Raw genomic sequence first — 24,892 nt, forward strand, 5'->3', positions numbered from 1 at the left:
AGAAAAATGATGGACCAAAAGATACTCTATTGTGCTTCGACGGCATCGCATATCCTCAATTTCCACCTGCCTTATCTTCAGTTTTTTAAAGAACAGGGCTGGCGGGTGGATGTGGCTGTAGCCGGTGCGGCGGAAATTCCCTATGCGGATCATGTGCTGGAACTGCCAATTAAAAAAAATCTGTTTGCCATTGGGAATTTACGTGCCGTATCCGCCATTAAACGACTTATAATTGAAAACCGGTATGATGTCATCAGCACCCATACAGCCCTTGCCGGCGCCCTAGTCCGTCTTGCCGCAATGCTGGCGGGAAAGCGGCACTACGGAAAGGTCGTGCACACCTCCCATGGATATTTCTTTAACGAGGAAGGACGGATTTCCGAACTCCCCTACCTCTTGGTGGAGCAAATGCTGGCCCCGGTGACCGATGTGTTGATGGTAATGAACAGCGTGGACCACAATCTTGCGGAACGGTACAAACTGGGAAAAAAAATCACCTTTATTCCCGGAATGGGGGTGGATCTCTCCAAATTCTCCGGTGTAAGTGATGAAGAGAAAAAAAAGCTAAAAATCGCTGCCGGTTATGAGGAAAATGATTTTCTGATCGTTTATGCCGCCGAGATGAGTAAAAGGAAAAACCAGGGAGAACTGATCCGGGCCTTTGCCCTGGCGGCAGCCGGGGAACCATCGTTGAGACTCCTCCTGGCAGGGGACGGGGTATTGAAAGCCCAATATGAGAAAATGGTCCAAAGATACGGTCTAAATGACCGCATCTGCTTTTTGGGGCATGTTTCAGATATGGCTTCTTTATATCGAATTTGCGACCTGGCGGTTTCAACAAGCCGCAGCGAGGGATTGCCGTTTAACGTGATGGAAGCCATGGCTTGCGGTTTGCCGGTGGTGGCTTCTCGGATCAAGGGGCATTCAGATTTGCTGGGTGGGTTACAGAATTGCTTCTTATATAATTTAGGGGAAGAGAAGGCGCTGGCGGATATGTTGTTGGCGCTCTGCCATAATGGGATATTGAGGGAGAAGATAGGCGATGAGAACGGGATAATGATTCGGCATTATGGCTTGGAAGTGGTAAGGCTTACGGTGCTAAATAGGTATAGAGAAACGATGGCAGGTTTTAAAATGAAAGGATGAATATGAACAAAGTTTCGGTTATTATTCCTGTCTATAATGTAGAAAAATATTTAAGACAATGCTTGGATAGTGTAATCAATCAAACCTTGCAGGAAATCGAAATCATTTGTATTGACGACGGCTCTTCTGATGGCTCTTGGCTGATTCTAGAGGAATATGCAAGCAGGGATTATCGAATTAGAATCCTAAACCAGAAAAATGCCGGCGCAGGTGCAGCTCGAAATCGTGGTCTTGAGCTAGCAACAGGTGAATATCTATCCTTTTTGGACTCCGACGATTTTTTTGAACAGAATATGTTGGAACTGGCTTATGCAAAAGCGAAGGAAGATGACGCGGATATTGTTGTCTTTCGCGCGGATTTTTATTGGAACAATTCCGATTATTTTAAGCCGGCTCCGTGGACACTGCAAAAAAAACGAATTCCGGCCATATGTCCTTTTGCGGGAACCGACATCATGGGAAATCCCTTTCGAGCATTTATAGGATGGGCGTGGGACAAACTGTTCCGCACAGCCTTTATTCGTGAAAAAGGATATCTGTTTCAGGAGCAGCGCACTAGCAACGATTTGCTGTTCGTATTTTCTGCCGTCACAGACGCAAAACGTATAACAATATTGGATGAGACACTGGCACACCAACGGCGGGCCATTTCCTCTTCACTTTCGGTCACACGGGAAAAGTCATGGGACTGTTTTTACTATGCGCTGATTGCCTTGCGGGAGCATTTGCAGCGAGTTGGTTCTTTTGAAAAATTTAAGCGGGACTATATTGATTATGCGCTGCATTTTTCTCTGTGGAATATCAACTCAATAAAAGGTCCCGCTTATGAAAAACTCTATAACAAATTAAAGGGCGAATGGTTCAAAGAATTAGGTATCGAGCAGCTTAATGCACAGGATTTTGAAGTTAAAAGTGAGTATCAACAATACCGCTATATAAAAAGAACACCTTTCTTTTTTTATAAACGGCTCGTAGTTATTGTTCCTATAATTCAAAAAATTGACAGTATATGTCGCTATTTTCGGGATTACGGTATGCTCTGCACCCTGCAATATATTATGGGAAAAATTAAAAAAATGGTTTCCTGCAAGTTGAGACGGCAAGCTGCGGGCAAGTGACACGGAGGAGAAATATGCCGAAAGTATCTATTATAATCCCTGTTTATAATGTTGAAACATATCTACGTGAATGCTTGGATAGTGTGCTGAATCAAACTCTTAAGGATATCGAAATCATTTGTATCAACGATGGCTCTACCGATGGTTCTCCTTCTATTTTGGATGAATATGCAGCGAAAGACAGCCGCGTTAAAGTTATCAACAAGCCAAACTCCGGCTACGGCCATACCATGAATGTCGGTATGGACGAGGCGACAGGAGAGTATATCGGCATAGTGGAGTCTGATGACTATGTCAAGCAGAATATGTATGAGATACTTTATAATATTGCCGCCGAACAAGATTTAGATTTGATCAAAGCAGATTTTTATCGTTTTACCAATGAAGAGGGAACACTCAACCTGCAATATACCCGCCTTGCAGAGCAATTTCTGGGTTATTATAACAAGGTTCTCTGCCCTTACGACGATCTTAACCTATTCCGATTCATTATGAACACATGGAGTGGAATTTATAAAAGGGATTTTCTTAACGTACATGACATCAGGCATAATGAGACTCGAGGCGCGTCTTTTCAGGATAACGGGTTCTTTTTTCAAACATTTTGTTGGGCGAAGAGAGTTTATTTTCTTGACAGGCCTTTTTATATGAACCGACGGGACAATCCTAACTCCTCCGTACACAATAAGGAAAAGGTTTTTTGCGTGAGTGAGGAATATCAGTTCATCCGGGATTTCTTGGAACAGAATGCTGATTTCAAAAATCATTTCATGCCTGTTTATCAGCTTAAAAAGTATCACAATTATATGTTTACCGTTGACCGGGTCGGAGATGAATTCAAATTGATGTTTTTATATCACTTTAGTAAAGAATTTCAACAAAGTGCACTTGCCGGCGAACTGGATCGGAAGATATTTACCGGAAACGAATGGGAAACTTTGAACCGCATCATGGAAGATCCGGAAAAATACTATTGCAGCTTACGGAAGGACAGTAACGGTATAGTCTCCTGCTTACGCAAAATTCTCAGTGGCATTAGCTACTGCAGGGAATATGGCTTGAAAGCCGCTTTTATACGCTTGAAAGAGAAGCTTTAAAAGTACGGAGGGTTTTAATGCTTACATGGTGGATTAAAAAGCTACTGAAAAAAATTCTGCCTCCGCCCGTGAACACATTTAACCGAGAGGTAGAGCGGATTTTGGACGCCATTGGGGGTAGCCGCCGCAGTCTGGAGAAGCGGCTTGCTCAGATGGAAAAAGAAAATCAGCAGCAGTTTGCAATTCTGTCTAAAGAAAAACAGAGGCTGACGGAACTGTTGGATGCATCTAATAGAGAAAAACAGAGGCTGACAGAACTGTTGGATGCATCTGATAGAGAAAAACAGAGGCTAATAGAGCTTCTGGATACATCCTACAAAGATAAACTATTACAGAATGAGCAACAGAAATCGTTAAAATATCTAGTAGACCAAGTAAATCAACTGATGGTGCGAATTCCTAATAAAAATATGTATAATAACGATTATGAGAGAAGAGTCATTGCAAATTATTATGATGCAATGGTAAGGGAGGATTTTGAAACTCGTTTTTTGTCCCTTATTAGAAATTTAGATGCTGAGAGTGCGGAAACTGTTACAAGAATTCTTAGCCGCCAACAAAAAATAAAGGGGACAGAAGGCAAGCTTGTTGATCTATTTACTACAGAAGAACAACACCATATTCAATTTATTAAAGAGCATTTTCAGAATAATATTTTTGAGGTTTCCCCCAACGTTTTTTGCTATAAGAATTACCTTTTACCAATCAATCATTTTGAAGCAAGTGTTTTCGTAGATCAGCACGGTTTGCGTCATGTGGAAAACTTGGAGGCTTTCAGGGATAAGTGCATTTTAGATGTTGGTGGATTTGTGGGAGATTCTGCATTGATTTTTGCCCCACTTACTGAGGACAAGGTATATACTTTTGAAGCGGTGAGTGAACATTATGATTTAATATTAAAAACAATAAAGCTAAACAATTTAGATAATGTGGTTCCTGTCAAGGCAGTCCTTGGAGCAGAACATGGTCAAATAGCAATCAATATTGCAGGATCAAGCAGTAGCATTTATACACCTAATATAAAGTCAGAAGCCAAGGAAATAGTAGAAATGATTACATTGGATGAATTTATAACAAAAAATTCATTAAACGTAGGTCTAATTAAGGTTGATATAGAAGGATTTGAACAATCGTTTCTTACGGGGGCAGAGCAGACAATAAAAAGTCAGCGACCAACATTGCTGCTTAGTATTTATCACAATTCAGATGACTTTTTTGATATTAAACCTCTAATTGAGAGCTGGAATTTGGGATATAAATTTAAGGTGCATAAACCTATTGATTTTTCAATTTCTAGAGAGGTATTGTTAATAGCTGAAGTTTTGTGATTATTGTACTTAACTTTACATTATTATCTTTGGGGTTTAACTGAATTTTGTTTAGTTTATCAAAAAAATTTGAGGAGAAAATAATGTCAAAAGTATCATTAATTGTTCCAGTTTGTAATGCAGAGAAATATTTAAAACAATGTCTGGATAGTTTAATACATCAAACATTGTATGATATAGAAATTATATGTGTTGATGATTGTTCTTCTGATTCCTCCGTTAATATTTTAAAAGAATATGAGAACTTAGACAATAGGATTAATTTAATATTATATGACAAAAACAAGAGTGCAGCACAAGCAAGGAAAGATGGAGTCTTTGCAGCTAAAGGTGAGTATGTACTATTTGTAGATTCAGATGATTTTCTTGAATTAAATGCTTGTAAAGAGCTGTATTATGAAATGCAAAAGTTAAAGGTGGATATTTTGCATTTTGGCACCAAAATTGAAAACTGCTTAAATATATCGGAGGGGAGGATATCCTCAAATGAAAAACTATTAAGGCCTTATACCAATAAACTAAGAGGTAAAGAAGTTTTTACTAGTTGTTTTTTAGATAATAAATACGGATTTACACTGTGGAATAAAATATATACTGCCAAACTTTGCAAAAAAGCATTCTTGTATATGCCAGATGGTATTTTCCCCAAAGCACAAGATTTATATGCTTACTTTATGTTATCTTTTTTTGCGGACTCATATATTGGAATATCAGATAGGATATATTACCATTATTGTTTTGGGAGAGGTATTACGGGACATGAGCGTATTAATCTGCAGATATTGGAAAGGTATTGCACACAAGTTTTGGTTGCCGATGGGATTAAAGAATTTTTGCAGCAACAAAATTGCTTTCAAATTTACGAGGGGATTTATAATAAATATAAGAAAAAACTATTAAATGAATGTATTACTAATTGGCAAATGCGACTACCAAAAGAAAAATCATTTGAAGGTTTTGACATTTTAATAAAACATTGGGGAGAATATGATATTATAACCGCTCTTGCAGAAAAAAAATGGTATCAGCGTGAAGAGGTTGCAAAAAATATCTATGCTTCTATAAAATTAAAATCTACCAAAACGAATATAAAAACAATTGCTACATATTATCACCATATCGAAAATGGTGGTGTGCAACGCGTTTTATCACTTATTATTCCAATATGGATTAGTATGGGATATCAAGTTATTTTATTTACAGATACTCATCCTAGCGGGAATGACTACCAATTGCCCGATGAAGTTAATAGGGTTGTTTTACAGTCTTACAATACAACAAATCGAGATAATTTTAATATACGAGCTAATCAATGGCATCAAGCTATAGAACAATATCAAATTGATGTTGTTGTATATCATGCTTGGTTATCCCCAGTTTTATTCTGGGATATGTGCTATATTAAAAGTCAGGGTATCCCATTTATAGTAAATACACATTCTATATTCTCTGCCACATTATTATCTTTTCAATATCAATTTGGACAATTACCTTCTATTTATTCTATGTGTGATGCTGTAGTTTCCTTATCTTCTGTAGATAAATTATATTGGAGTCATTTTGCCTCAAATTCTTTTTATATCCCCAATCCAATTGACGATAATTTAAAGAAAGAGGAATGTAGCTCCCTGGAAAATCACAATATTCTATGGATTGGCAGATTTTCAGCAGAGAAAAGACCAATGGATGCAATTAGAATTATGGAATTAGTGATAAAAGAAGTATCGGATGCAAAATTGTATATGGTTGGATCTAATCCTGATCCCAGTGTAATGATAAAATATAAAAAAGAGACTGAGAAACGTGGTCTTGAGAACAATATAATATTTTGTGGATTCCATAGGGATGTTAGTAAATTCTATAAGTTATCATCTATCAATATATTACTTTCTCGATATGAGGGATTCCCAATGACGTTGCTTGAAAGTAAAGCTTACGGAGTTCCAACTGTGATGTATGAAATGCCTTATATAGAGATGGCTAGAGATAATAAAGGTATAATTTTTGTACCACAAAGCGATATAAAAAATGCAGCATATCAAATTATAAAATTGTTGAATAACGACGAAGATAGAAAAAAAATTGGATATGAAGCAAGGTCCAGTCTTCAAAAATATTTTAATTACGATTATTACGCAGCTTGGAAAAATGTATTTTCTACGGTGCAATGTAATTTAAATTTAGAAAAGGATCCTTTAGTAACAACCGAGAAAATTATGATGAATACGCTTATAGATCATTATAAAAGCTGTTGGAAACAAAGGGAGAATATGCTGAAGTCACAACAAGTTTCTATTTTGGAAAAGGAAATAACTAGTTCGTGGTCTTTTAGAATTGGTCGCGCTATAACATGGTTGCCTCGTAAGATTCGCGGCGGATTCAGATGCTATAAAGAAAACGGTGTTAAATATACGCTTCTTAGAATTAGAGAGAAAATAGTTAGGAGACAAATCATATGAACATCGCAATCGCCGGGACTGGATATGTTAGTCTTGTTTCCGCCGTTGTGCTGGTTCATGTTGGCCACCATGTCGGCTGTGTGGATGTGGACGAGGCCAAGATTGAACAATTGAAAAAAGGTGTTTGTCCCATTTATGAGCCATCTCTGCCAGAGCTTATGGCGAAAAACCTTTGCCGGCTAACCTTCACCACTGACTATGCCGCCGCCTATTCGGACACGGATGCCATATTTATTGCCGTGGGTACGCCGGAAAAGTTGGACGGCTCCGCACTAGGAAGCCTAATAGACCACAAATATTATTGGTTAATTAATTGAAGGAAGTTATATGTCATTTACATCATCATCATTTCTGATATTTTTTCCTGTCGTCACGGCGCTGTATTTCATCATTCCTCGTCGCTTTAAACGCACTTGGCTTTTGCTCGCAAGCTATTATTTCTATTCCTCTTGGAATCCGAAATATTCGATCATGCTTGCTACTGCAACGCTGATTACATATTCGTGCGGCTTACTGCTGGGGCGAGCCGGTAAAAACAATAACGGAAATCAAAAGCTCAGGAAAAAACTATGGTTAGTGATCGGTATTTCGGCCAATGTGTTGATGCTTGCCTTCTTTAAGTATTTTGATTTCGCATTGAACAGCTTATCTGGAATCTTGTCGTTCATTGGCATATCTTTCATAACACCGGAATTTGATATTCTTTTACCGGTCGGCATATCATTTTATACTCTTCAAGCGGTTGGCTATATCATTGACGTTTACAGAGGGGAATCGGCGTCAGAAAAGAATCTGCTCAGCTTTTCGCTTTATATGTCGTTTTTCCCACAGCTGATTTCGGGGCCCATTCCGCGTTCCGGAGTATTACTTAGACAAATATCCGAAAATCGCGATTGCGATTCTTTTGATTATAATCGTGTTAAGCGCGGCTTGCTGCTTATGCTGTGGGGTATATTTCAAAAGCTTGTGATAGCGGATCGTTTGGGCATTTTGGTCAATCAGGTCTTTGATAATTATGCAAATTATGCCGGATTTGAGATTGTAATTGCGGCGGTATTTTTCGCCTTTCAGCTATATTGCGATTTCGGCGGTTATTCCAATATAGCAATCGGCGCGGCTGGGGTGCTGGGCTTTAATATACCGGAGAACTTCAAACAGCCGTATTTTTCGCTGTCTGTTAAAGAATTTTGGCGCAGATGGCACATCTCCCTTTCCACGTGGCTGCGGGATTACCTGTACATACCTCTCGGCGGAAACCGGAAGGGTAAGCTAAGAAAACATTTCAACACAATGCTTACATTCCTTGTGAGCGGTCTGTGGCACGGAGCGAGCTGGCATTACGTGGCTTGGGGAGGGCTGCATGGGCTTTACCTCGTGCTGGAAGATGTCCTAAAGCCTGTCGGGCAGTTTCTCCGTAAACTATTTAAGGTTAATACGGCGTGTTGGTCCTTCCGCTTTTTCCGTGGGCTTTTGACTTTTGTGCTCGTCGACTTCGCATGGATATTCTTCCGCGCAAACGGCACGCTGACAGCTTTTAGGATTCTGAAAAACATGATATCGGACTTCAATCCGTGGATATTCTTTAACGGTTCGATATTCAAGCTTGGTCTGGATCAAAAGGATTTTGTTGTTGTGCTGGTCGCGCTCCTCATCGTCATTATTGTCGACTGGATGCACGAAAAAGGTTCCGTGCGTGATAAGCTTGCAAGCCGGAATCTGCCGTTTCGATGGTTAACATATTTTGGCGTTATTTTTGCGATACTCATATTCGGCGTTTACGGGCCGGGTTACGATGCCTTATCGTTTTTCTATTTCCAGTTTTAGCGCAGAGGTATAAACATGAAGAGGGCCATAATGTTATTATTCTGTAAATTCATTGCATTTACAGTCATATTTATAGTCTTGTTTACGAGCATTTCCTATATCTTGAGGGATAAAACGAACGCGGAACATATTTATACCTTCCGCGAAGAAAGCCCTGATTCTCTGGATGTTTTGTTTCTGGGCTCATCGCATTCCTACCGCTTTATTTCACCGCTTGAATTATGGAATGATTATGGGATAGCGTCATACAATCTGGGAACCAGCGAGCAAAGCATACCGCAATCATATTTTGTTCTCAAGCAAGCGCTTGGGACGCAGCAGCCTAAGCTGGTCGTTCTTGATTTATATCTTATTCGGGCGTCATCTTATGCCATGTCAAACGCGAGAATACATCAAATAAATGACAATATACCGAGAACAAGGGTTTGGTATGAAGCTGTCTGCTCATTGGTTCCTACGGGTGATAGAGTGCAGTATATCTTTCCCATAGTTGCATTTCATGACAGATGGAAGTCATTATCGGCGCAGGACTTTGCGAAAATAAAGGATGTAAAAAAAGGCTCCGACTTTAACTATGCAATAAAGGTTTTCGAGCATATTCCGCTTTTGGATTTTGATGAGACTCAAAGCATTCCCGAGATATCTGCCTTGTATTTGGATAAAATCGTAGAATTATGCAGGGAAAATGATATTGAGCTGCTGCTTTCCGTGATGCCATATCCGGAGTACACCGAGAAGGAGCAAAAAATATATAATTCAGTTTTTGCTCTCTCAAAAGAAAAAGGTTTACAATATCTATACCTTCTCGATAAATTTGATGAGATTGGCTTGGATTTTCAAAAGGATTTCTCGGATTCAAACCATGTGAATATTGCTGGTGCGCTAAAAATTACGGATTACATGGGTCGCTATATTAGGAATAATTACGATATTCCCGATCGCTCCAAGGACCCGGGTTATACGCAGTGGAATGAACAGTACTTGAAATACCGGAAGGAAATCGCCGACAAAATAGCACGATTGGGAGACGAAACCAACGAAGCCGTAATTTATTTCAATGCCGTGCTTTCTTAGTTTTAGCACATAAAATCCCACGCGAAGGGAGCTGCAGGATGCCTGATATAACGCCTAAAGTATCGGTCATCATCCCCGTTTATTCGAATAATTCGCTTGACATACTCAAAGAGTACGAAGCGAAGGACAGCCGAATAACGGTATTGTCACAGTAAAACAAATACGCCGGTGTTGTCCAGATTCTATCCCGAGGTGGAGCAAAGCTTTATTAATATGGCATTGTCAAATTATCTTTTTAATCTTGAGACAATGAGCTCCGATGAAGCTTATCAATTGGTGTATAATAAGCTCAAAGACGAAGGAACTGGGTATAGATACTCACGCCGATTATTATTTTTATTCGAAAAACGATTATCGAAAGTACAAAAGAACTTCAAGATATCTATAAATCAAAATCTTTCAAGATTGGTTGTGCCATTACTTGGCTACCTCGAAAAATTTGCGGTAGATTCCGTTGCTATAAAGAAAACGGCACGAAATATACTATCGCCGCTTAAAAGAAAAGCTTATTGGGAGATAATTGTTTATGAACATCGTAATCGCCGGGACTGGCTATGTTGGTCTTGTTACAGCCGTTGTACTGGCTCATGTCGGTCACCAGGTTTTTTGTGTGGACGTGGACGGGGCCAAGATTGAACAATTGAAAAAAGGCGTTTGCCCTATCCATGAGCCGGCTCTGCCCGAGCTAATGGTGGAAAACCTCTGCCGGCTTACCTTCACCACTGACTATGCAGCCGCCTATTCGGACAAAGATGCCATATTTATTGCCGTGGGTACGCCGGAAAAGGTGGATGGCTCTGCTAATCTGTCATATGTTTATGCTGTTGCCGAACAGATTGCTGCCTCCGTTACCAGTGACTGCGTAGTGGTAGTGAAATCCACCGTGCCCATCGGCACGAATGAAAAAGTAGAACAGCATCTGAAAAAGCATTTGAAGCGTGATGTCACCATCGAGGTGGTTTCCAATCCGGAGTTTTTGTCTCAGGGCACCGCAATAAAGGACATGCTTCACGGCAGCCGTATCGTGGTGGGTACAGAGTCGGAATCTGCCCGTCGGGTGATGGCAAGCATCTATGAAAATCTGGAGCAGCCCGTTATATTCACCGACCGCCGCAGTGCGGAGATGATCAAGTACGCCTCCAATGACTTTTTGGCCTTGAAAATCTCCTACATTAACGAGATTGCTAATCTCTGTGAGGTGCTGGGGGCAAATGTGGTGGATGTGGCCCGGGGCATGGGCATGGATCCCCGCATTGGGGACAAGTTCCTGCGGGCCGGTATCGGTTATGGTGGCTCCTGCTTCCCAAAGGATACAAAGGCGCTCCACTGGCTGGGCAACTTCCATGATCACGAATTGAAGACGGTAAAAGCAGCTATTGAGGTCAACGAAAACCAAAAGCTGCGTCTCATCAAAAAGGCGCGTAAGTATTACAGTAGTTTTGAGGGACTTACAGTCGCGGTGCTTGGCCTGACCTTCAAGCCCGGTACGGATGATCTGCGCGAGGCGCCGTCTTTGACCAATATCCCCATCCTGCTGGATAACGGAGCTAAGGTCAAAGCATATGACCCCTACGGCGTGGAGCAATTTAAAAGGAAAGTCAGCGGTGATATTATGTATTGCACCACCCCTGAAGAGACTTTAAAAGATGCTGATATTTGCTTTATCCTTACTGAATGGCCGGAAGTGATGGAACTGCAGCCTGTTCATTTTCTCGCTATGAAGCGACCAATCATTTTAGATGGACGAAACTGTTATGATCCGGGAATTATGGAAGGCTATCCTCTGGTTTATGATTCCATTGGGAGAACGGCAGTATCTAATCTGGACTAAATAAATGGGATCAGGTAAATGCATTTAAGCTTGTTTTTTTTAAAATGAAAAATCCGGCAATTTTAACTATGGAAGGTAATTTGGAAGGAGTTTAGATGAGTTTTTCCATAAAAATCTATGTATCCTGCCATAAAGACTCATATGTTTCTACCCATGCTATGTTATTTCCTATCCAAGTAGGGGCGGTGTTGTCTAAATCGCGTTTTGGTAGTATGCTGTATGACGACACGGGCGATAATATTTCATTCAAAAATCGCAGCTATTGTGAACTTACCGCCCAATACTGGGCGTGGAAAAACGAAGAGGCGGATTTTTTCGGCTTTTTTCATTACCGCCGATATCTAGCTTTTGTGAAGAAAAGCCTCGTGGATTGTTGTGCAATGCCCAAGAAACTGCCGTTTGCGTATAAAATCTATAAGTTACCGGATGAAATTACTTTGGAAAAACTCGGATATAATACCGAAACCATGAGTAATATCATCAGTAGCTATGATGTGATTTCGCCTATAGCAGAAGAAATGTATGTATCTGTTTATAACCACTATCAAGACACCGAATTTCATGATGCTTTAGATTTGGATTTGGTACTTGAAATAATTGGCGAAAAATATCCCGAATTTCAAGATGCCGCACAGGAGTATATGAACAGTACCAAACACTATTTTGGCAATATTTATATAATGAGAAAAGAGATTTTTCATAGCTACTGTAAGTGGCTTTTTAAAATTCTGGAGACATTTGATAGCCGAAAGGATTTTTCCAAATATAGTGGAAAAGCTTATCGTGTAGACGGCTATTTGGGCGAGCGGCTTTTTGGTATCTATTACACATGGCTAAAAAAACAACCGCATGTTAGTTGGGCTGAATTGCCCCGTGCCCATTTTGAAGCGTTTCCGGGGGAAACGGATAATTTCTCTGTAATGAAGCGAATTAATACCTTTTTCCCTCCGGGTACACGCAGACGTGCCTGGATCAAAAAACTAAAAACATTTAATTAAGGAATTAATAGGTAATGAAATACGATTATCTTATTGTCGGTGCAGGTTTGTTCGGTTCCGTTTTCGCCTATGAGGCCAACAAGCGGGGCAAATATTGCCTTGTGATTGATAAGCGCAGCCACATTGGCGGTAACATATATTGTGAATCCGTAGATGGTATCAATGTGCACAAATACGGAGCGCACATCTTCCATACCAGCAATAAAGCAGTTTGGCAGTATATCAATCAGTTTGCGGAATTCAACAATTACATTAATTCTCCAGTTGCTATTTATAAAGATGAATTATATAATTTACCTTTCAATATGAATACCTTCATTAAAATGTGGGGTATCAAAACTCCGGCTCAGGCCAAAGCAAAAATTAAAGAACAAATTCGTGAGCTAAATATCGTCGAGCCTTCGAATTTGGAGGAACAGGCCTTATCACTCGTCGGCAGAGATGTTTATGAGAAGTTGGTCAAGGGGTATACTGAAAAACAATGGGGACGTTCCTGTACAAAGCTTCCTTCTTTTATTATTAAAAGGCTTCCTTTGCGCTTTACCTATGACAATAATTATTTTAACGACCGTTATCAAGGCATCCCAATGGGAGGATATACACCTATTATTGAAAAAATGCTTTCCGGAATTGAGGTGCGGCTTAATACGGATTATTTTGATTATATCAAGTCTGAAAAAGATTGCGCTAAAAAAACCGTATTTACCGGCATGATTGACGCTTTCTTCGGTTATAATTTAGGCTATCTCGAATACCGGTCCTTGCGTTTTGAGCATGAACGGTTGGATTGCGACAATTATCAGGGCAACGCCGTTGTCAATTATACAGAGCGTGAGGTACCATATACCAGAATTATCGAGCATAAGCATTTTGAATTTGGCAAGCAACCCTCAACTGTAATTTCAAAAGAGTATCCTTCTGAATGGAAACCCGGTGATGAACCGTATTATCCGGTCAATGATGAAAAAAATAATGGGTTATATGACCGGTATGCAAAACTTGCTGAATCCCAAAGCGATGTGATCTTCGGAGGAAGGTTGGGTAGTTATCGGTATTACGATATGGATAAGGTGATTGACGCAGCACTTAAAGCCGTTGCTCTTGAGTTTGGTAATTAATTGTCGTTTGTACACGATGGAGACAGAAGTATGGAATTATTTCGTTTTATATTGCCACAATCAAATATTTGCAGCGAAACAGAACTGTATTTTAGGACGGTGCCGGCTTCAGTTTCTGATAACAGCGTTATTTTTGATGAACAGTCCCGGATAATTAAACTTAAGCAGGGCGCGAGGATCTCCTTTGACACCTATTTCAATTGTTTTTCTTATTCGAAATATTTGAGGTATACCTGGGTGGATTGCGTTGGAATCTCTTTATCGCTTAAGGGAAAATTCTTGGTGAGGTTGGTAGCGGCAAGACTGGAGGAAAATGGCCAGTCGAGCGAGGTTCTGCAAGAACATTTAGTACAGTTTATTGAAACAGATGAATTCAAATTCACTCAAAGTTTTGCATCAGATAATACCGAGGGAATTTATTATATTGAATTGACAGCTTTATCCGATGAAGCTGTTTTTTGCGGTGGGCATTATTTTGCTGATGAAATAGAACATAAACATAAAGTAAATCCTATTAAGGTTGCTTTTGTGATCTGTACCTATAAGCGTGAGGACTTCGTCTATCGTAATATCAGAACTGTAAACAATTATATATTTGATAACCCACATTCTTCTGTTAAAAACGACATGAGTTTTTTCATTGTGGATAACGGGCACACTATTGATTCAGTCCAAATAGAGAGTAGATTTATAAAAGTATTTAAGAATAAAAATTATGGCGGCAGTGGCGGATTCACCCGTGGCATTATCGAGGTTTATAAGCGGAGAGTTAAATATACCCATGTCTTGTTAATGGATGACGATATCTTGTTCGAGGGAGAAGTACTTGTAAAAACGGTAAACTTTTTAAAAGTAGTAAAAAACGAGCATCTTGATACTTGCATAGGTGCTGGTATGATGAGAGAGGACTTGCCTTATATCCAACATGAAGCAGGAGCGCTTTGGAAAGGGATGCATGTAAAAAGTATAAAAACAGAGTTGGACTTACGTTTAAGAGAAAAGTTGGTGTTTAATGAACATGAGGAATTCATAAATTACAGTGGCTGGTGGTATATGTGCATTCCACTTAGCCTTATTAATGATAAAAATTTTCCACTCCCGCTCTTTATCAAAATAGACGATATTGAATATGGCATCCGCCTGTCCAAGAAAATTATCCTTATGAACGGAATCGGGATATGGCATGAACACTTTGACTTGAAATACAGTGCGTATCTGGAGTATTATATCAAGCGGAACGAAACTATACTCACCGCAATCCATTTCCCTCAATTTGGAGCGCTCGCCAGTATTAAAAAGTTGTTGTTTGCTATTGGTAAGCAGCATTTGAAAAGAAAATACTCAGCACACTACTTTTTGTTTCGTGCCTATGATGACTTTCTTAAAGGTATTGATTTCCTGCTCCAAACAGACGAGGAGAAACTAAACGCACAGTTAATACAGCGGAGTAATGAACCCTCCCATGATGGATCAATTGTTTATTTCCCGATTATGCTCATCAGCAGCGGTTTTCGATTTCTTATAATGTCGATCAAACTGTTGCATGGGTATCAAAAGGCGGCCAAAATATACCGGAAACGGATGGGAGAAGTTACCTCGCTTGATTTTTGGTGCCGTCATTTAGATATTGAGGAGAATTACTGTGTTAAAAAGATTTAGAAATGGTTTTGGAGTTTTTTCGCTAATGGAAAAACTGAAAAGGCATGGATTTCTGTTTGAGGAACTTGTAAAAAGGGATTTTAAAAAAAAATATAAGAGAACGGTTTTGGGAATTCTGTGGAGTATGCTTGCCCCGCTGCTGACACTCTTGGTGATGGCTATTGTATTTACCGAGTTTTTCGGCAGAACTACACCGCACTATATAATCTATATGTTTGCCGGAAACTTGATATTTTTTTACTATCGGGACGCAACCAGCGGAGGAATGACGGCTCTTGTAACTAATTCTTCAATTTTTACCAAGGTAAATGTACCAAAGTATTTATTTGTGTTTTCCAAAAATGTATCTTCTTTAATTAATTTTGCTCTTACTCTAGTTATATTTTTCTTCTTTGTAGCGATTGATGGCATACCTTTTAGCTGGAAATTCTTCATGTTGATTTATCCTATTGTTTGTTTGCTCATTTTCAACATTGGAGTAGGTCTAATTTTATCGGCATTATTTGTTATTTTTAAAGATATTCAGTATCTATACGATGTATTTTCGACCATGTTAATGTATTTATCGGCCATATTTTATACCATTGATTCCTATTCACTAACAATGCAGTATCTTTTTTATTTAAACCCTATTTTTGTGTATATTACTTATTTCAGAACAATTGTTATTGACAATACGGTTCCATCACTTAGTTACCATTTGCTTTGTGCATTTTACGCCTTGGCGGTAATGGTTATCGGCGGTGTTATCTATAAAAAATACAATTACAAATTTCTATATTATGTTTAAGAGGGACTACTATGGTTGTAAAGCTGCATAATGTATCCGTTCGATACATCACAGGGGATTTTAAAGAAATTGGTATTAAAGAATATATTATCAGGCGCTTGCAGGGTAAGTATAATATAAGAGAATTTTGGGCGGTCGATAACGTTTCTTTCTCTCTTGAAAAGGGAGATTTGTGCGGAATTATCGGCAGCAACGGAGCGGGAAAATCTACGCTTTTGAAGGTAATTACCGGTATTATGGTACCTACAAAAGGCCACGCGAATGTCAATGGCAATATTGCCGCGCTGCTTGAATTAGCCTCCGGTTTTGACGGTGATTTAACGGTGAAGGAAAATACTTATTTACGTGGGGCTATGCTGGGATACACAAGAGCGTTTATGAACGAAATGTATGATCAAATAATAGCTTTTGCTGAACTTGAAGAATTTCAGGACAGGCCGTTTAAGCAATTGTCATCCGGCATGAAATCCAGGCTGGCTTTTTCCATTGCTTGTTTGGTTAATCCGGAGATTTTAATTTTGGATGAAGTGCTGTCAGTCGGGGATGGGGCCTTCCGGAAGAAGAGCGAAGCCAAAATGATGGAGATCATTCATAGCGGAGTGACGACCATCCTGGTATCACATTCTCTTGATCAGATTAGAAGAATGTGCAACAAGGTGCTCTGGCTGGATAAAGGAAAGCAGATTGCTTTTGGTCAAACCAAAGAGCTTTGTGACCGGTATGAAGAATTTTTGGCTAAAAAATAGTTAAGTTCCAGGCACCCAATTTATAAACTTGAATAGTGTCCGGGGGAGGTTTTTGACCGGCTTATCGCTATTCCAAAAACCTCCCGGAACGAGACTCGACCTTTTTGTGTTAACTAAAGGCATTATATTTAAAATCCCCTAGCTAAATCGTCACAGGGGGGGGCATCATAAACTTACTGATAAACTACAGTATGATGATAGAAATTTTTTGCCTCTTCAGCAAATCCGCTTAAATGTGGCTTCAACTCAATTGCCTTTGTAATAGCACTATGGTCATCGTAGCCGGATTCAAGTAAAAATGCATAAGTACTTACCATTTCTAAAAATTGTGAGCTTTGCACATTAAGCGACATTGCCAATTCACGGTTAATATCACCGTTAAAGCTTCTCTCCAAATTATCTTTAAACTCCTTACCACGATCGGTAATTCTGTAAACGTAGGTCTCGTTTCCCTTAAATTCATCTACAATTGCAAATAGAGAAATATTAAAGAATTATCAGGAGGTTTGAAGCAGCTACAGATTAATTAAACAAAAGCAAATAAAGAACAATAAACCATTGACGCCGAACAAATGTTTCAATTAGAATAATGGCAAGAGGTGGTGTCAATGGAAAAATTGTTAACATCTCATCAGACGGCAAAGCTATTGGACGTATGGCCGCATACAATACGCCGCTGGGAGGTGGTTGCCTGTGAAAACTACGGTTAAAGGAACCATCCTCCAGCTCACAGAGCTTCAGAAAAATTACCTCGACAACCTCATGGGACGTTACTGTGCCGCAGTTCACTGGTCATTTAAAAGACTTTTAGACGGTTGGAAGGTGCAGGACATCCGCATATCTGTACAGGCAAAATTTAGTCTCAACTCCCGGCAGGCCAACGATGGTGTATACGATGCCCAAAGCACTGTCAAAAGCCAGCATGAATTGGTCAAACTGCACTACGAAAACGCCAAAGCAAAAGCCCGATTTACCGAAAAACGTATAGCCAAGACTAAATCACCTGCTAAAATTGCCAACCTGCAAAAGCGGTTGGATAAAGAGCAGCGCCAACTGGCCGAGTGGCAGTATTACCTTGAAACCAACACCTTTCCGCCCATAGTATTCGGCGGCAAGAAACTATTTTGGGAACGGTGCAAAGGCAACATCACCAGAGAAGAGTGGCGAGAGGCCAGGTCCAACCGTTATTTATCCAGGGGGGACAAAACCAAAGGCGGCAACCTGAACACTCGCTTATACGAAATTGCTGGTCAAAGCTACCTTGATCTAGCTGCCGAACAGGTGCAGGCCAGTAAATCAGTACGCTACAACCGCATCACCGTCCCGATTTACCTGGCCCATAAGCCCTCGAAGAAAACCGGCAAGATCAACGGCATCAACTACCGGCAAATGGTGCTGAACTATCTTAAAACAGGTAATGCTTATCAGGTAGAAATCCTCCGCAGGGACGGAAAATATTACGTCCATGTCACCATTGAAGAAGAAAGCCCGGTACTAGATAACGTTAGAGGTGCTATAGGTATAGATACCAACCCGGACGGGTTGGGAGTAGCCCTGGTAGATTACCTGGGGCAGTACCGGGGCAGTCAGTGGTTGGGTGAAGGTGAATGGACATACGCTAGAAGTGATCGGAGGGATAACCTAATTGGTGAAATGACCAAAAAGGTAGTGGCTATGGCTAAAGAGATGGGCAACGCTCTGGTGGTAGAGGACTTAAAGTTCAAAAACGACAAGTCCGTAACGGCCAAATTTAACCGTATGAGCCACGGTTTTATCTGGTCAAAGTTTCTGGAATACGTTAACCGGTGTGCTGCCCGTGAGGGGGTGCCGGTAATAAAGGTAAAACCGGCCTTTACATCGGTCATCGGTATTCTAAAGTACCAGCACATGTACGGACTATCAACCCACCAGTCCGCAGGCTATGTAATTGCCCGGCGTGGTTTAGGGTTTACCCATGAGAATATACCAAAAGAATTGCTTGATAAGCTAATCAAGAAAAAGCCCGAATTTAAACTAATGACCAACTGGAAACAGTGGTCAGCAATCAAGAAAGCAATTCAGAAACATCTTAAACAGAAAGGGGTGAACAGCCTGGTTTCATGGCATGTTCACCGGAAAGAACTGTTAGATATAGGTTAAAACCAAAAGCCTTTAGAGTTTGCGGGTGGCCACGGTACACGTTGTGAAAGGCCGTTGTCACAAGTCGCCAACCCAGGCGGAGGTAACACCTTCTCCGGGCAGTACGCTCGCATTAGGCAGCGGCGGGGAACCCTTCAGGGTGATCCACCTGGAACATAGGCGAGAGCCTATGGCCTAGCAGTTGAATCCTGTGACACTGCCTCCCGTTAGTCGGCGGGAGAGAAACCTAAATAAATCTGGATTAACCTCAATAAATCAGATATGTTTAGTTTTCAGAAACCAGGATCAGAGGGAACAACGCCGTATTTGAATTTAATTAATGAAGATGATACAATATTGACATAATAATGGCTTTAAAGAGGTGCATGGTATGAGTTGGCAAGAGAATATTATTACGAACATCAAGCCTTCAACAGCAATTCGTCATGATTATAATTCTTTTTCAAAGCTGTGCCACGATACCCAGGCTCCAGTGGTTGTGACCAAGAACGGCGAAGCCGATCTTGTGGTGATGAGCCATGAAGCCTATCAGAAGATGATGGCTCGACAACGGTTGGGACAGATGTTGTCGGAGGTTGACCGTGAAATAGCTGCAGGGACACCTATGCGGGATTTCGAGGAAACCTTTGCAGCGATAAAAAAAAGGATAGAAAATGAGTAAGAGAATTGTATTATCGGAAATGGCCTATTACGATATTGACAGCATATTCTCTTACATCGCTCAAGATAGTAAACAGACAGTTAAAAAATTACGAGTATTTATCTATGAAGGCATAAGGAAGCTATCAGATTTTCCGGAGATGGGGGCGGTTATCCCTGAAGAAGACGCACCTGGTGCACAACGTGGATACAGGCGTATTGTAGTAACCCCATACAGTATATTTTATAGAGTACTGGACGATCGTATTGTAATTGCCAGGGTGCTGCATGGACGACAAAACTGGATGCAATCTATATTTCCTATCTATGACAAAGAATAACAGTCAACTGTTTTAATAAGAGAAGGCAGTCCTTACGGCTGCCTTCTTTAGGTTCTATTCAGTATGTTTATAGGTTAATGGTAACAACTTTAGTTGTTTCATCCCAGTTAACCTTGGCTCCCAGTGATTCACTGATAAAGCGCAGGGGTACCATGGTGTGCTCATCAATGAGCTGGGCGGGGACATCCATGGCTACTACTTGATTATTGGCTTTGGCTTGGGCTTGATTGATGGTTAGCGCGACGGTGGTGCCTTCTCTGGTTGCGGTAATGGTTTTTGTGGAATTATCCCATGTGACTTCCGCATTCAGTGCCTCCATAATTTCCTGTAACGGTACCATAGCGCGTCCATCTATAATCGACGGCGACACATCAAAAGTGAGCGGTTCATAGTTTACATAAACCGTGATGCCGCTGCCGATTGGGGGCGTGGGTTGTGGTGTAACAGTACCCGCTGAATCACTGTCACCGTTGTATACCTGGTCAATTACACTTGGCTGGTCATTCTGCCCGTAGGTACTGTCGATGACTGAAGATTGTGATTGCCCATAAGCGCCTACAGTTAGCGCCAAGAACAGCGCAACTGAAATGAATAGGCCTGACATTACTTTTAAACGCATGTTTGCACCTCCTTTCTGTATTAGTATTAATTTCTGTTTAATTGATTAATTTCCTGCTGCTGCAATTGTTAAATAATGCCTATTGATATTAAAGAGTTCTAATACCGGAACTTCATAATAGTCAGGTTTATCATTGACTTTCTGCAATTACTCGCTTGTATGCAGGATGATGAGATTACTCCTGTTCTCGTATGATAGATAATTCCCCAAACTTGATATAGAAGCCAGGGGCAATTAGCCCCTGGCTTCTATATGTTCTATTCAATATGTTAATTGGTTAATGGTAATAACTTTAGTTGTTTTATCCACGTTAATTTCGGCTCCCAATGATTCACTGACAAAGCGCAGTGGTACCATGGTGCGTCCATTTATGAGCTGGGCAGGTACACCCAGGGTAACTTCTTTATTATTGGTGTAGGCTTTGGTTTGATCGACGGTTAACTTAACGGTTTTGCAATGCCCCTGGTTAGAAATGTCGAGGGTATCTTTGGTTTGATCGATGTTTCGCTTAAAGTTGGTGTCCGTTCTTGTTGCGGTAATGGTTTTTGTGGAATTATCCCATTGTACTTCTGCGTCCAGAGCCTCAATAATGGCCTGTAACGGTACCATGGTGCACCCATCTATTATCACTGGCGACACATCAAAAGTTAGCGGTTCATAGTTTACATAAACCGTGATGCCGCTGCCGATTGGGGGCGTGGGTTGTGGTGCAACAGTACCCGCCGAATCACTGTCACCGTTGTATACCTGGTCAATTACACTTGGCTGGTCATTCTGCCCGTAGGTACTGTCGATGACTGAGCCGTTGTAAACCTGATCAATTACACTTGGCTGGCCATCCTGTCCGTAGGTACTGTCGGTGACCGAAGATTGTTCCCCGTAAGCACCCACAGTTAGCGCGAAAATCAGTGCAACTGAAACAAATAAACCCGCTGTCAATTTAAGTCGCATATTAGCACCTCCTTTCTCAATAATTAACTTCTATGTAATTAATTGATCTCCTGCTGCTGGTACAAAGTGCCAGTCACCCAACTTATTATGAAGTGGCAGCGGATTACATGGAAGCGCGATGCTGTGCTTTGAGATTCCCGAGCTACGCTCACAATGACAGAGGTGAGAATAGTGTGGATAGCCGGGCATTTTAAATTATATTAGAATATACGATATGGGAGCAGTGTTTTTGAAGGACATATAGTTAATTCATCGAAATTATGTATATTAATAAGCCAAATTTCTATTTTTGGAGGTCGATTTGGTGCGCGAAAAGAAATTGCTTTGGACCGGTTTGCTGCTGCTGGCGATCTGCGTAGTGGGCTATGCGGGCCTGGCTTCAGCCGGGGAAGACGGTGCTCCCGGTTCATTGAATGATCCTTTAGTTACAAAAAGCTTTGTTGTAAAATATGTGCAGGAATGTTTGGCTCAATTCGATCAGGCCGGTGGGGGAGGATCTATTGAATGGAGCACTTCTACTCTGGCGCCTGGCCAGGAGTTTATCGGTAAATCGGGCACCGAGTTTATTGTGCGCAGCGGTGAGGCCGTGGTGGTGGACCCGTCCGGCAGCGGCATTGTGGATCTAACCGCTGGTAAGAATGTGACCGCCGGTCTGACGGCGGAAAAGAACCACCTGTTTACCATTCCCAGGGAAGATGGCCGCGGGGTAACGGCCATTAAACAAACAACAATCATGTACAGAGGCAATTAACATTAGTTATGTTTATAAAAATGCGTAAATCAAGTATTCCTAAATCAGGTAAACTCTTTTTAATATTGGCCCTGATTGCCATTCTTACAATATCTACAAAACCTGCCAACGATGATTTGCCCCCACCCTATAAAGTGGGGGACGTTTATGATTTAATCGTTGTGGGGAGCGATCCCGAAGGCATTGCCGCCGCAGTATCCGCCGCCAGGAACGGTCTCTCCGTGCTCCTGGTGGATAAAAGGCCGATACTGGGCGGTTTAATGACCATGAGCTGGTTAAACTCAATTGATATGAATTATGGCCCTGACGGGGAAATACTAAACAAGGGGATATTTGCCGAGTTTTATAATAAGATTAAAGGCGACTCGTTTGACGTGCAAAACGCGACGGTCGTTTTTAATAATCTGGTGGCCCGGGAAAAAAACCTCCAGGTTTTGCTTAATGTCCCCAGTATTAAGCCGGTTATGGCGGCAAGCGGCGGACCGGCGGTTGTGGGCGTGCGACTGGCGGGCGGTGCGGAGGATAAGGTGGTTAAGGCCCGCAGTGTTATAGACGCGACACAGGATGCGGATATTGCCGCACTGGCCGGTGTCCCTTACAGTGTGGGGCATGAGGATATTGGCAGGGAGGCCGGTAATATGGCGGCGACCCTGGTATTTAAATTAAGAAATGTCAGTTTGCTGGACTGGCTAAAGATTCGCTATTATCTATACCGGGACGGCAGTAAAAGCACCGGCGCCAACATGCACAGCGCCTGGGGTTTTAATGGAATTACTTCGCAGTATAAACCCCAAAGCGACAGAATTATGCTGAGGGGCCTGAATATTGGCCGTCAGAAAGACGACAGTGTGCTGGTCAACGCGCTGTTGATTTTCGGGGTTGATTCGCTCAATCATAATTCCAGGCTGCGGGCCAGGGCGGCTGCCGAAAAGGAATTGCCTTCAATTGTAGCTTTTATCAACCAGCATGTTCCTGGGCTTGGGCGTGCCGTACTGGCCGGGACGGCGCCGGAGCTTTACGTGCGTGAATCCAGGCATATTTACGGTGAATACCGCCTGACCCTGGATGATGTGCTGGAAAACAGGGATTTTAATGACAGGATTGCCTTCGGGTCTTACCCGGTGGATATGCAGCCCACGGGACCCGCTGTGCCGGGAGTTGTAATCGGGAGACCCTTGCAGTACGCTATACCTTTTCGCTGCCTGGTGCCGCAAAAAGTGGACGGCCTGCTGGTTGTGGGCAGGTCTGCCAGCTATGATTCACTGGCTCACGGCAGCGCCAGGACTGTGCCTGTGGGCATGGCCGAGGGACAGGCGGCCGGGGCCGCGGCGGCGCTGGCTGGGGAAAACAACCTTTCCTTCCGGGATCTGGCCGGGCGGCGGGATTTAATGCTGGAACTGCAGTCGCGGCTGAACAAACAGGGAATGGCGCTGCAGCCATTTCAAGTCAAAAATAAACTTGCCGGCCACTGGGCGTACGCCGGGCTCAAATTTATGCGTGGGTTGGGTCTGGCCATAGGCGGTTATAATAACGATTACAAATTAGATAGTCCTATTGAAGAACAGCGGTTTATCAATATTCTGTCCCAGGCGGTTAAGCAAACCGGCGCCGGAGTTGATAGCTATCCGCATCTATATACCGAGCCTAATGTGTTTAATCTTTATGACGCCTGCTATATGCTGTCCGGGTACATGGGGCTGAAATGCACTAAAGAGGAAGCTTTCCTTTATTTTAAAGACCGTGGTTTTTTTGACCGGGAGCCTAAATGGAAGGCATATTTTGATACCAACAAGCCCCTGTCCAACGGTGCGGCGTATATGTTGGTCACGAACTTTGTCCGTGACAGGAGACAGGAGTCAGGAGACAGTAGTCAGGAGTAGGATTAGAATGAGGGAACCGGCGAGAACATTTGAGGATTTACTGGTTTGGCAGAAGGCGCATCAGTTTGTGCTTAAGGTTTATCGTCTAACCGGGGTATTTCCTAAGTATGAGATATACGGTTTATCGTCGCAATTTCGGCGTGCCGCCGTTTCTATAGCAGCTAATATTGCGGAAGGTTTCCGTAAACAAAGTAAGGCGGATAAAATTCGTTTTTTAAACATTGCACAAGGGTCTGTCGAAGAATGCCGGTATTACTTAATTCTTACGAGAGATCTTGGATACGCTGAAATATCCGAAACAAAACTTATCTTGCAAGAGGTTAGTAAGCTACTGGTGGCATATTTACGTGGAATTCAAAATTCTGACTCCTGACTTCTGACTTC

24 protein-coding genes are annotated in these 24,892 nt (G+C 41.6%); 21 read left to right on the top strand and 3 right to left on the bottom strand.

What is annotated here, in order from left to right:
- Positions 1–6: 6 nt before the first annotated feature.
- From BM056_RS18295 to BM056_RS18360, 14 genes are all read left to right on the top strand, one after another.
- Positions 7–1,146, top strand: a complete 1,140-nt coding sequence (locus tag BM056_RS18295) for a glycosyltransferase (RefSeq protein WP_238456538.1) — start codon at positions 7–9, stop codon at positions 1,144–1,146.
- Positions 1,143–2,264 carry a glycosyltransferase family 2 protein gene (locus tag BM056_RS18300; protein WP_238456539.1) on the top strand — a complete coding sequence of 374 codons (1,122 nt, stop codon included), beginning with the start codon at positions 1,143–1,145 and terminating at the stop codon, positions 2,262–2,264. Before BM056_RS18295 ends, BM056_RS18300 begins: the two co-directional genes overlap by 4 nt.
- A gap of 14 nt (positions 2,265–2,278) precedes the next feature.
- The gene (locus BM056_RS18305) at positions 2,279–3,361 is read left to right on the top strand and encodes a glycosyltransferase family 2 protein (protein WP_092473133.1); all 1,083 of its coding nucleotides are present in this window, start codon (positions 2,279–2,281) and stop codon (positions 3,359–3,361) included.
- Positions 3,362–3,378: 17 nt separating this feature from the next.
- Positions 3,379–4,689: an FkbM family methyltransferase gene (locus BM056_RS18310; RefSeq protein ID WP_092473135.1), complete on the top strand. Its 1,311-nt coding sequence runs from the start codon at positions 3,379–3,381 to the stop codon at positions 4,687–4,689.
- Positions 4,690–4,772: 83 nt separating this feature from the next.
- Positions 4,773–7,148, top strand: a complete 2,376-nt coding sequence (locus tag BM056_RS18315) for a glycosyltransferase (protein WP_092473137.1) — start codon at positions 4,773–4,775, stop codon at positions 7,146–7,148.
- Positions 7,145–7,465 carry a hypothetical protein gene (locus BM056_RS18320; protein WP_207648215.1) on the top strand — a complete coding sequence of 107 codons (321 nt, stop codon included), beginning with the start codon at positions 7,145–7,147 and terminating at the stop codon, positions 7,463–7,465. The genes BM056_RS18315 and BM056_RS18320 overlap by 4 nt, the downstream gene beginning before the upstream one ends.
- A 10-nt stretch (positions 7,466–7,475) precedes the next feature.
- Entirely contained in the window at positions 7,476–8,972 is a 1,497-nt protein-coding gene (locus BM056_RS18325; RefSeq protein WP_092473139.1) for an MBOAT family O-acyltransferase, read from the top strand.
- Positions 8,973–9,050: 78 nt separating this feature from the next.
- A complete protein-coding gene (locus tag BM056_RS18330) occupies positions 9,051–10,046 on the top strand; it encodes an SGNH/GDSL hydrolase family protein (RefSeq protein ID WP_131820791.1) in 996 nt (331 codons plus the stop codon).
- A gap of 526 nt (positions 10,047–10,572) precedes the next feature.
- Entirely contained in the window at positions 10,573–11,877 is a 1,305-nt protein-coding gene (locus BM056_RS18335) for a UDP-glucose dehydrogenase family protein (protein WP_092473143.1), read from the top strand.
- A gap of 95 nt (positions 11,878–11,972) precedes the next feature.
- Positions 11,973–12,875 (top strand): DUF4422 domain-containing protein, encoded by a 903-nt coding sequence (locus tag BM056_RS18340; protein WP_092473145.1) that lies wholly within the window; start codon positions 11,973–11,975, stop codon positions 12,873–12,875.
- A gap of 14 nt (positions 12,876–12,889) precedes the next feature.
- Positions 12,890–13,993, top strand: coding sequence for a UDP-galactopyranose mutase (gene glf / locus BM056_RS18345; protein ID WP_092473147.1), 1,104 nt, complete (start codon positions 12,890–12,892; stop codon positions 13,991–13,993).
- Between the two features lie 30 nt (positions 13,994–14,023).
- Entirely contained in the window at positions 14,024–15,652 is a 1,629-nt protein-coding gene (locus BM056_RS18350) for a glycosyltransferase family 2 protein (RefSeq protein ID WP_092473149.1), read from the top strand.
- Positions 15,636–16,442: an ABC transporter permease gene (locus BM056_RS18355; protein WP_337833524.1), complete on the top strand. Its 807-nt coding sequence runs from the start codon at positions 15,636–15,638 to the stop codon at positions 16,440–16,442. The genes BM056_RS18350 and BM056_RS18355 overlap by 17 nt, the downstream gene beginning before the upstream one ends.
- 11 nt (positions 16,443–16,453) lie before the next feature.
- A complete protein-coding gene (locus BM056_RS18360; RefSeq protein ID WP_092473151.1) occupies positions 16,454–17,188 on the top strand; it encodes an ABC transporter ATP-binding protein in 735 nt (244 codons plus the stop codon).
- Positions 17,189–17,361: 173 nt separating this feature from the next.
- Here the strand turns inward: BM056_RS18360 and BM056_RS18365 are convergent, their stop codons facing one another.
- On the bottom strand, positions 17,362–17,583 hold the full coding sequence (locus tag BM056_RS18365; RefSeq protein WP_092473153.1) for a hypothetical protein: 222 nt from the start codon (positions 17,581–17,583) through the stop codon (positions 17,362–17,364).
- A 298-nt stretch (positions 17,584–17,881) separates the two neighbouring features.
- Between BM056_RS18365 and BM056_RS18370 the strand changes: the two genes are divergently transcribed.
- From BM056_RS18370 to BM056_RS18380, 4 genes are all read left to right on the top strand, one after another.
- A complete protein-coding gene (locus tag BM056_RS18370; RefSeq protein WP_092473155.1) occupies positions 17,882–19,327 on the top strand; it encodes an IS200/IS605 family accessory protein TnpB-related protein in 1,446 nt (481 codons plus the stop codon).
- Between the two features lie 43 nt (positions 19,328–19,370).
- Positions 19,371–19,505, top strand: coding sequence for a hypothetical protein (locus BM056_RS27355; RefSeq protein ID WP_274377566.1), 135 nt, complete (start codon positions 19,371–19,373; stop codon positions 19,503–19,505).
- 192 nt (positions 19,506–19,697) lie between these two features.
- Entirely contained in the window at positions 19,698–19,988 is a 291-nt protein-coding gene (locus BM056_RS18375) for a type II toxin-antitoxin system prevent-host-death family antitoxin (RefSeq protein WP_092473157.1), read from the top strand.
- Positions 19,981–20,307: a type II toxin-antitoxin system RelE/ParE family toxin gene (locus BM056_RS18380; RefSeq protein ID WP_092473159.1), complete on the top strand. Its 327-nt coding sequence runs from the start codon at positions 19,981–19,983 to the stop codon at positions 20,305–20,307. Before BM056_RS18375 ends, BM056_RS18380 begins: the two co-directional genes overlap by 8 nt.
- Positions 20,308–20,374: 67 nt before the next feature.
- Here BM056_RS18380 and BM056_RS18385 read toward each other — a convergent pair whose 3' ends face one another.
- On the bottom strand, positions 20,375–20,926 hold the full coding sequence (locus tag BM056_RS18385; RefSeq protein WP_092473161.1) for a copper amine oxidase N-terminal domain-containing protein: 552 nt from the start codon (positions 20,924–20,926) through the stop codon (positions 20,375–20,377).
- A 261-nt stretch (positions 20,927–21,187) separates the two neighbouring features.
- Positions 21,188–21,877 (bottom strand): copper amine oxidase N-terminal domain-containing protein, encoded by a 690-nt coding sequence (locus BM056_RS18390; RefSeq protein ID WP_092473163.1) that lies wholly within the window; start codon positions 21,875–21,877, stop codon positions 21,188–21,190.
- Positions 21,878–22,181: 304 nt separating this feature from the next.
- Here BM056_RS18390 and BM056_RS18395 point away from each other — a divergent pair, with 304 nt between their 5' ends.
- From BM056_RS18395 to BM056_RS18405, 3 genes are read left to right on the top strand one after another with little or no spacing between them, the layout of a single operon-like run.
- Positions 22,182–22,628, top strand: coding sequence for a hypothetical protein (locus BM056_RS18395; protein WP_238456540.1), 447 nt, complete (start codon positions 22,182–22,184; stop codon positions 22,626–22,628).
- A 20-nt stretch (positions 22,629–22,648) separates the two neighbouring features.
- Positions 22,649–24,508, top strand: coding sequence for an FAD-dependent oxidoreductase (locus BM056_RS18400; RefSeq protein ID WP_238456541.1), 1,860 nt, complete (start codon positions 22,649–22,651; stop codon positions 24,506–24,508).
- Between the two features lie 7 nt (positions 24,509–24,515).
- Positions 24,516–24,881, top strand: a complete 366-nt coding sequence (locus tag BM056_RS18405) for a four helix bundle protein (RefSeq protein WP_092473167.1) — start codon at positions 24,516–24,518, stop codon at positions 24,879–24,881.
- The last annotated feature ends 11 nt before the right edge of the window (positions 24,882–24,892 follow it).

It is taken from the genome of Desulfotruncus arcticus DSM 17038 (assembly GCF_900113335.1).
Lineage (GTDB): Bacteria > Bacillota > Desulfotomaculia > Desulfotomaculales > Desulfallaceae > Desulfotruncus > Desulfotruncus arcticus.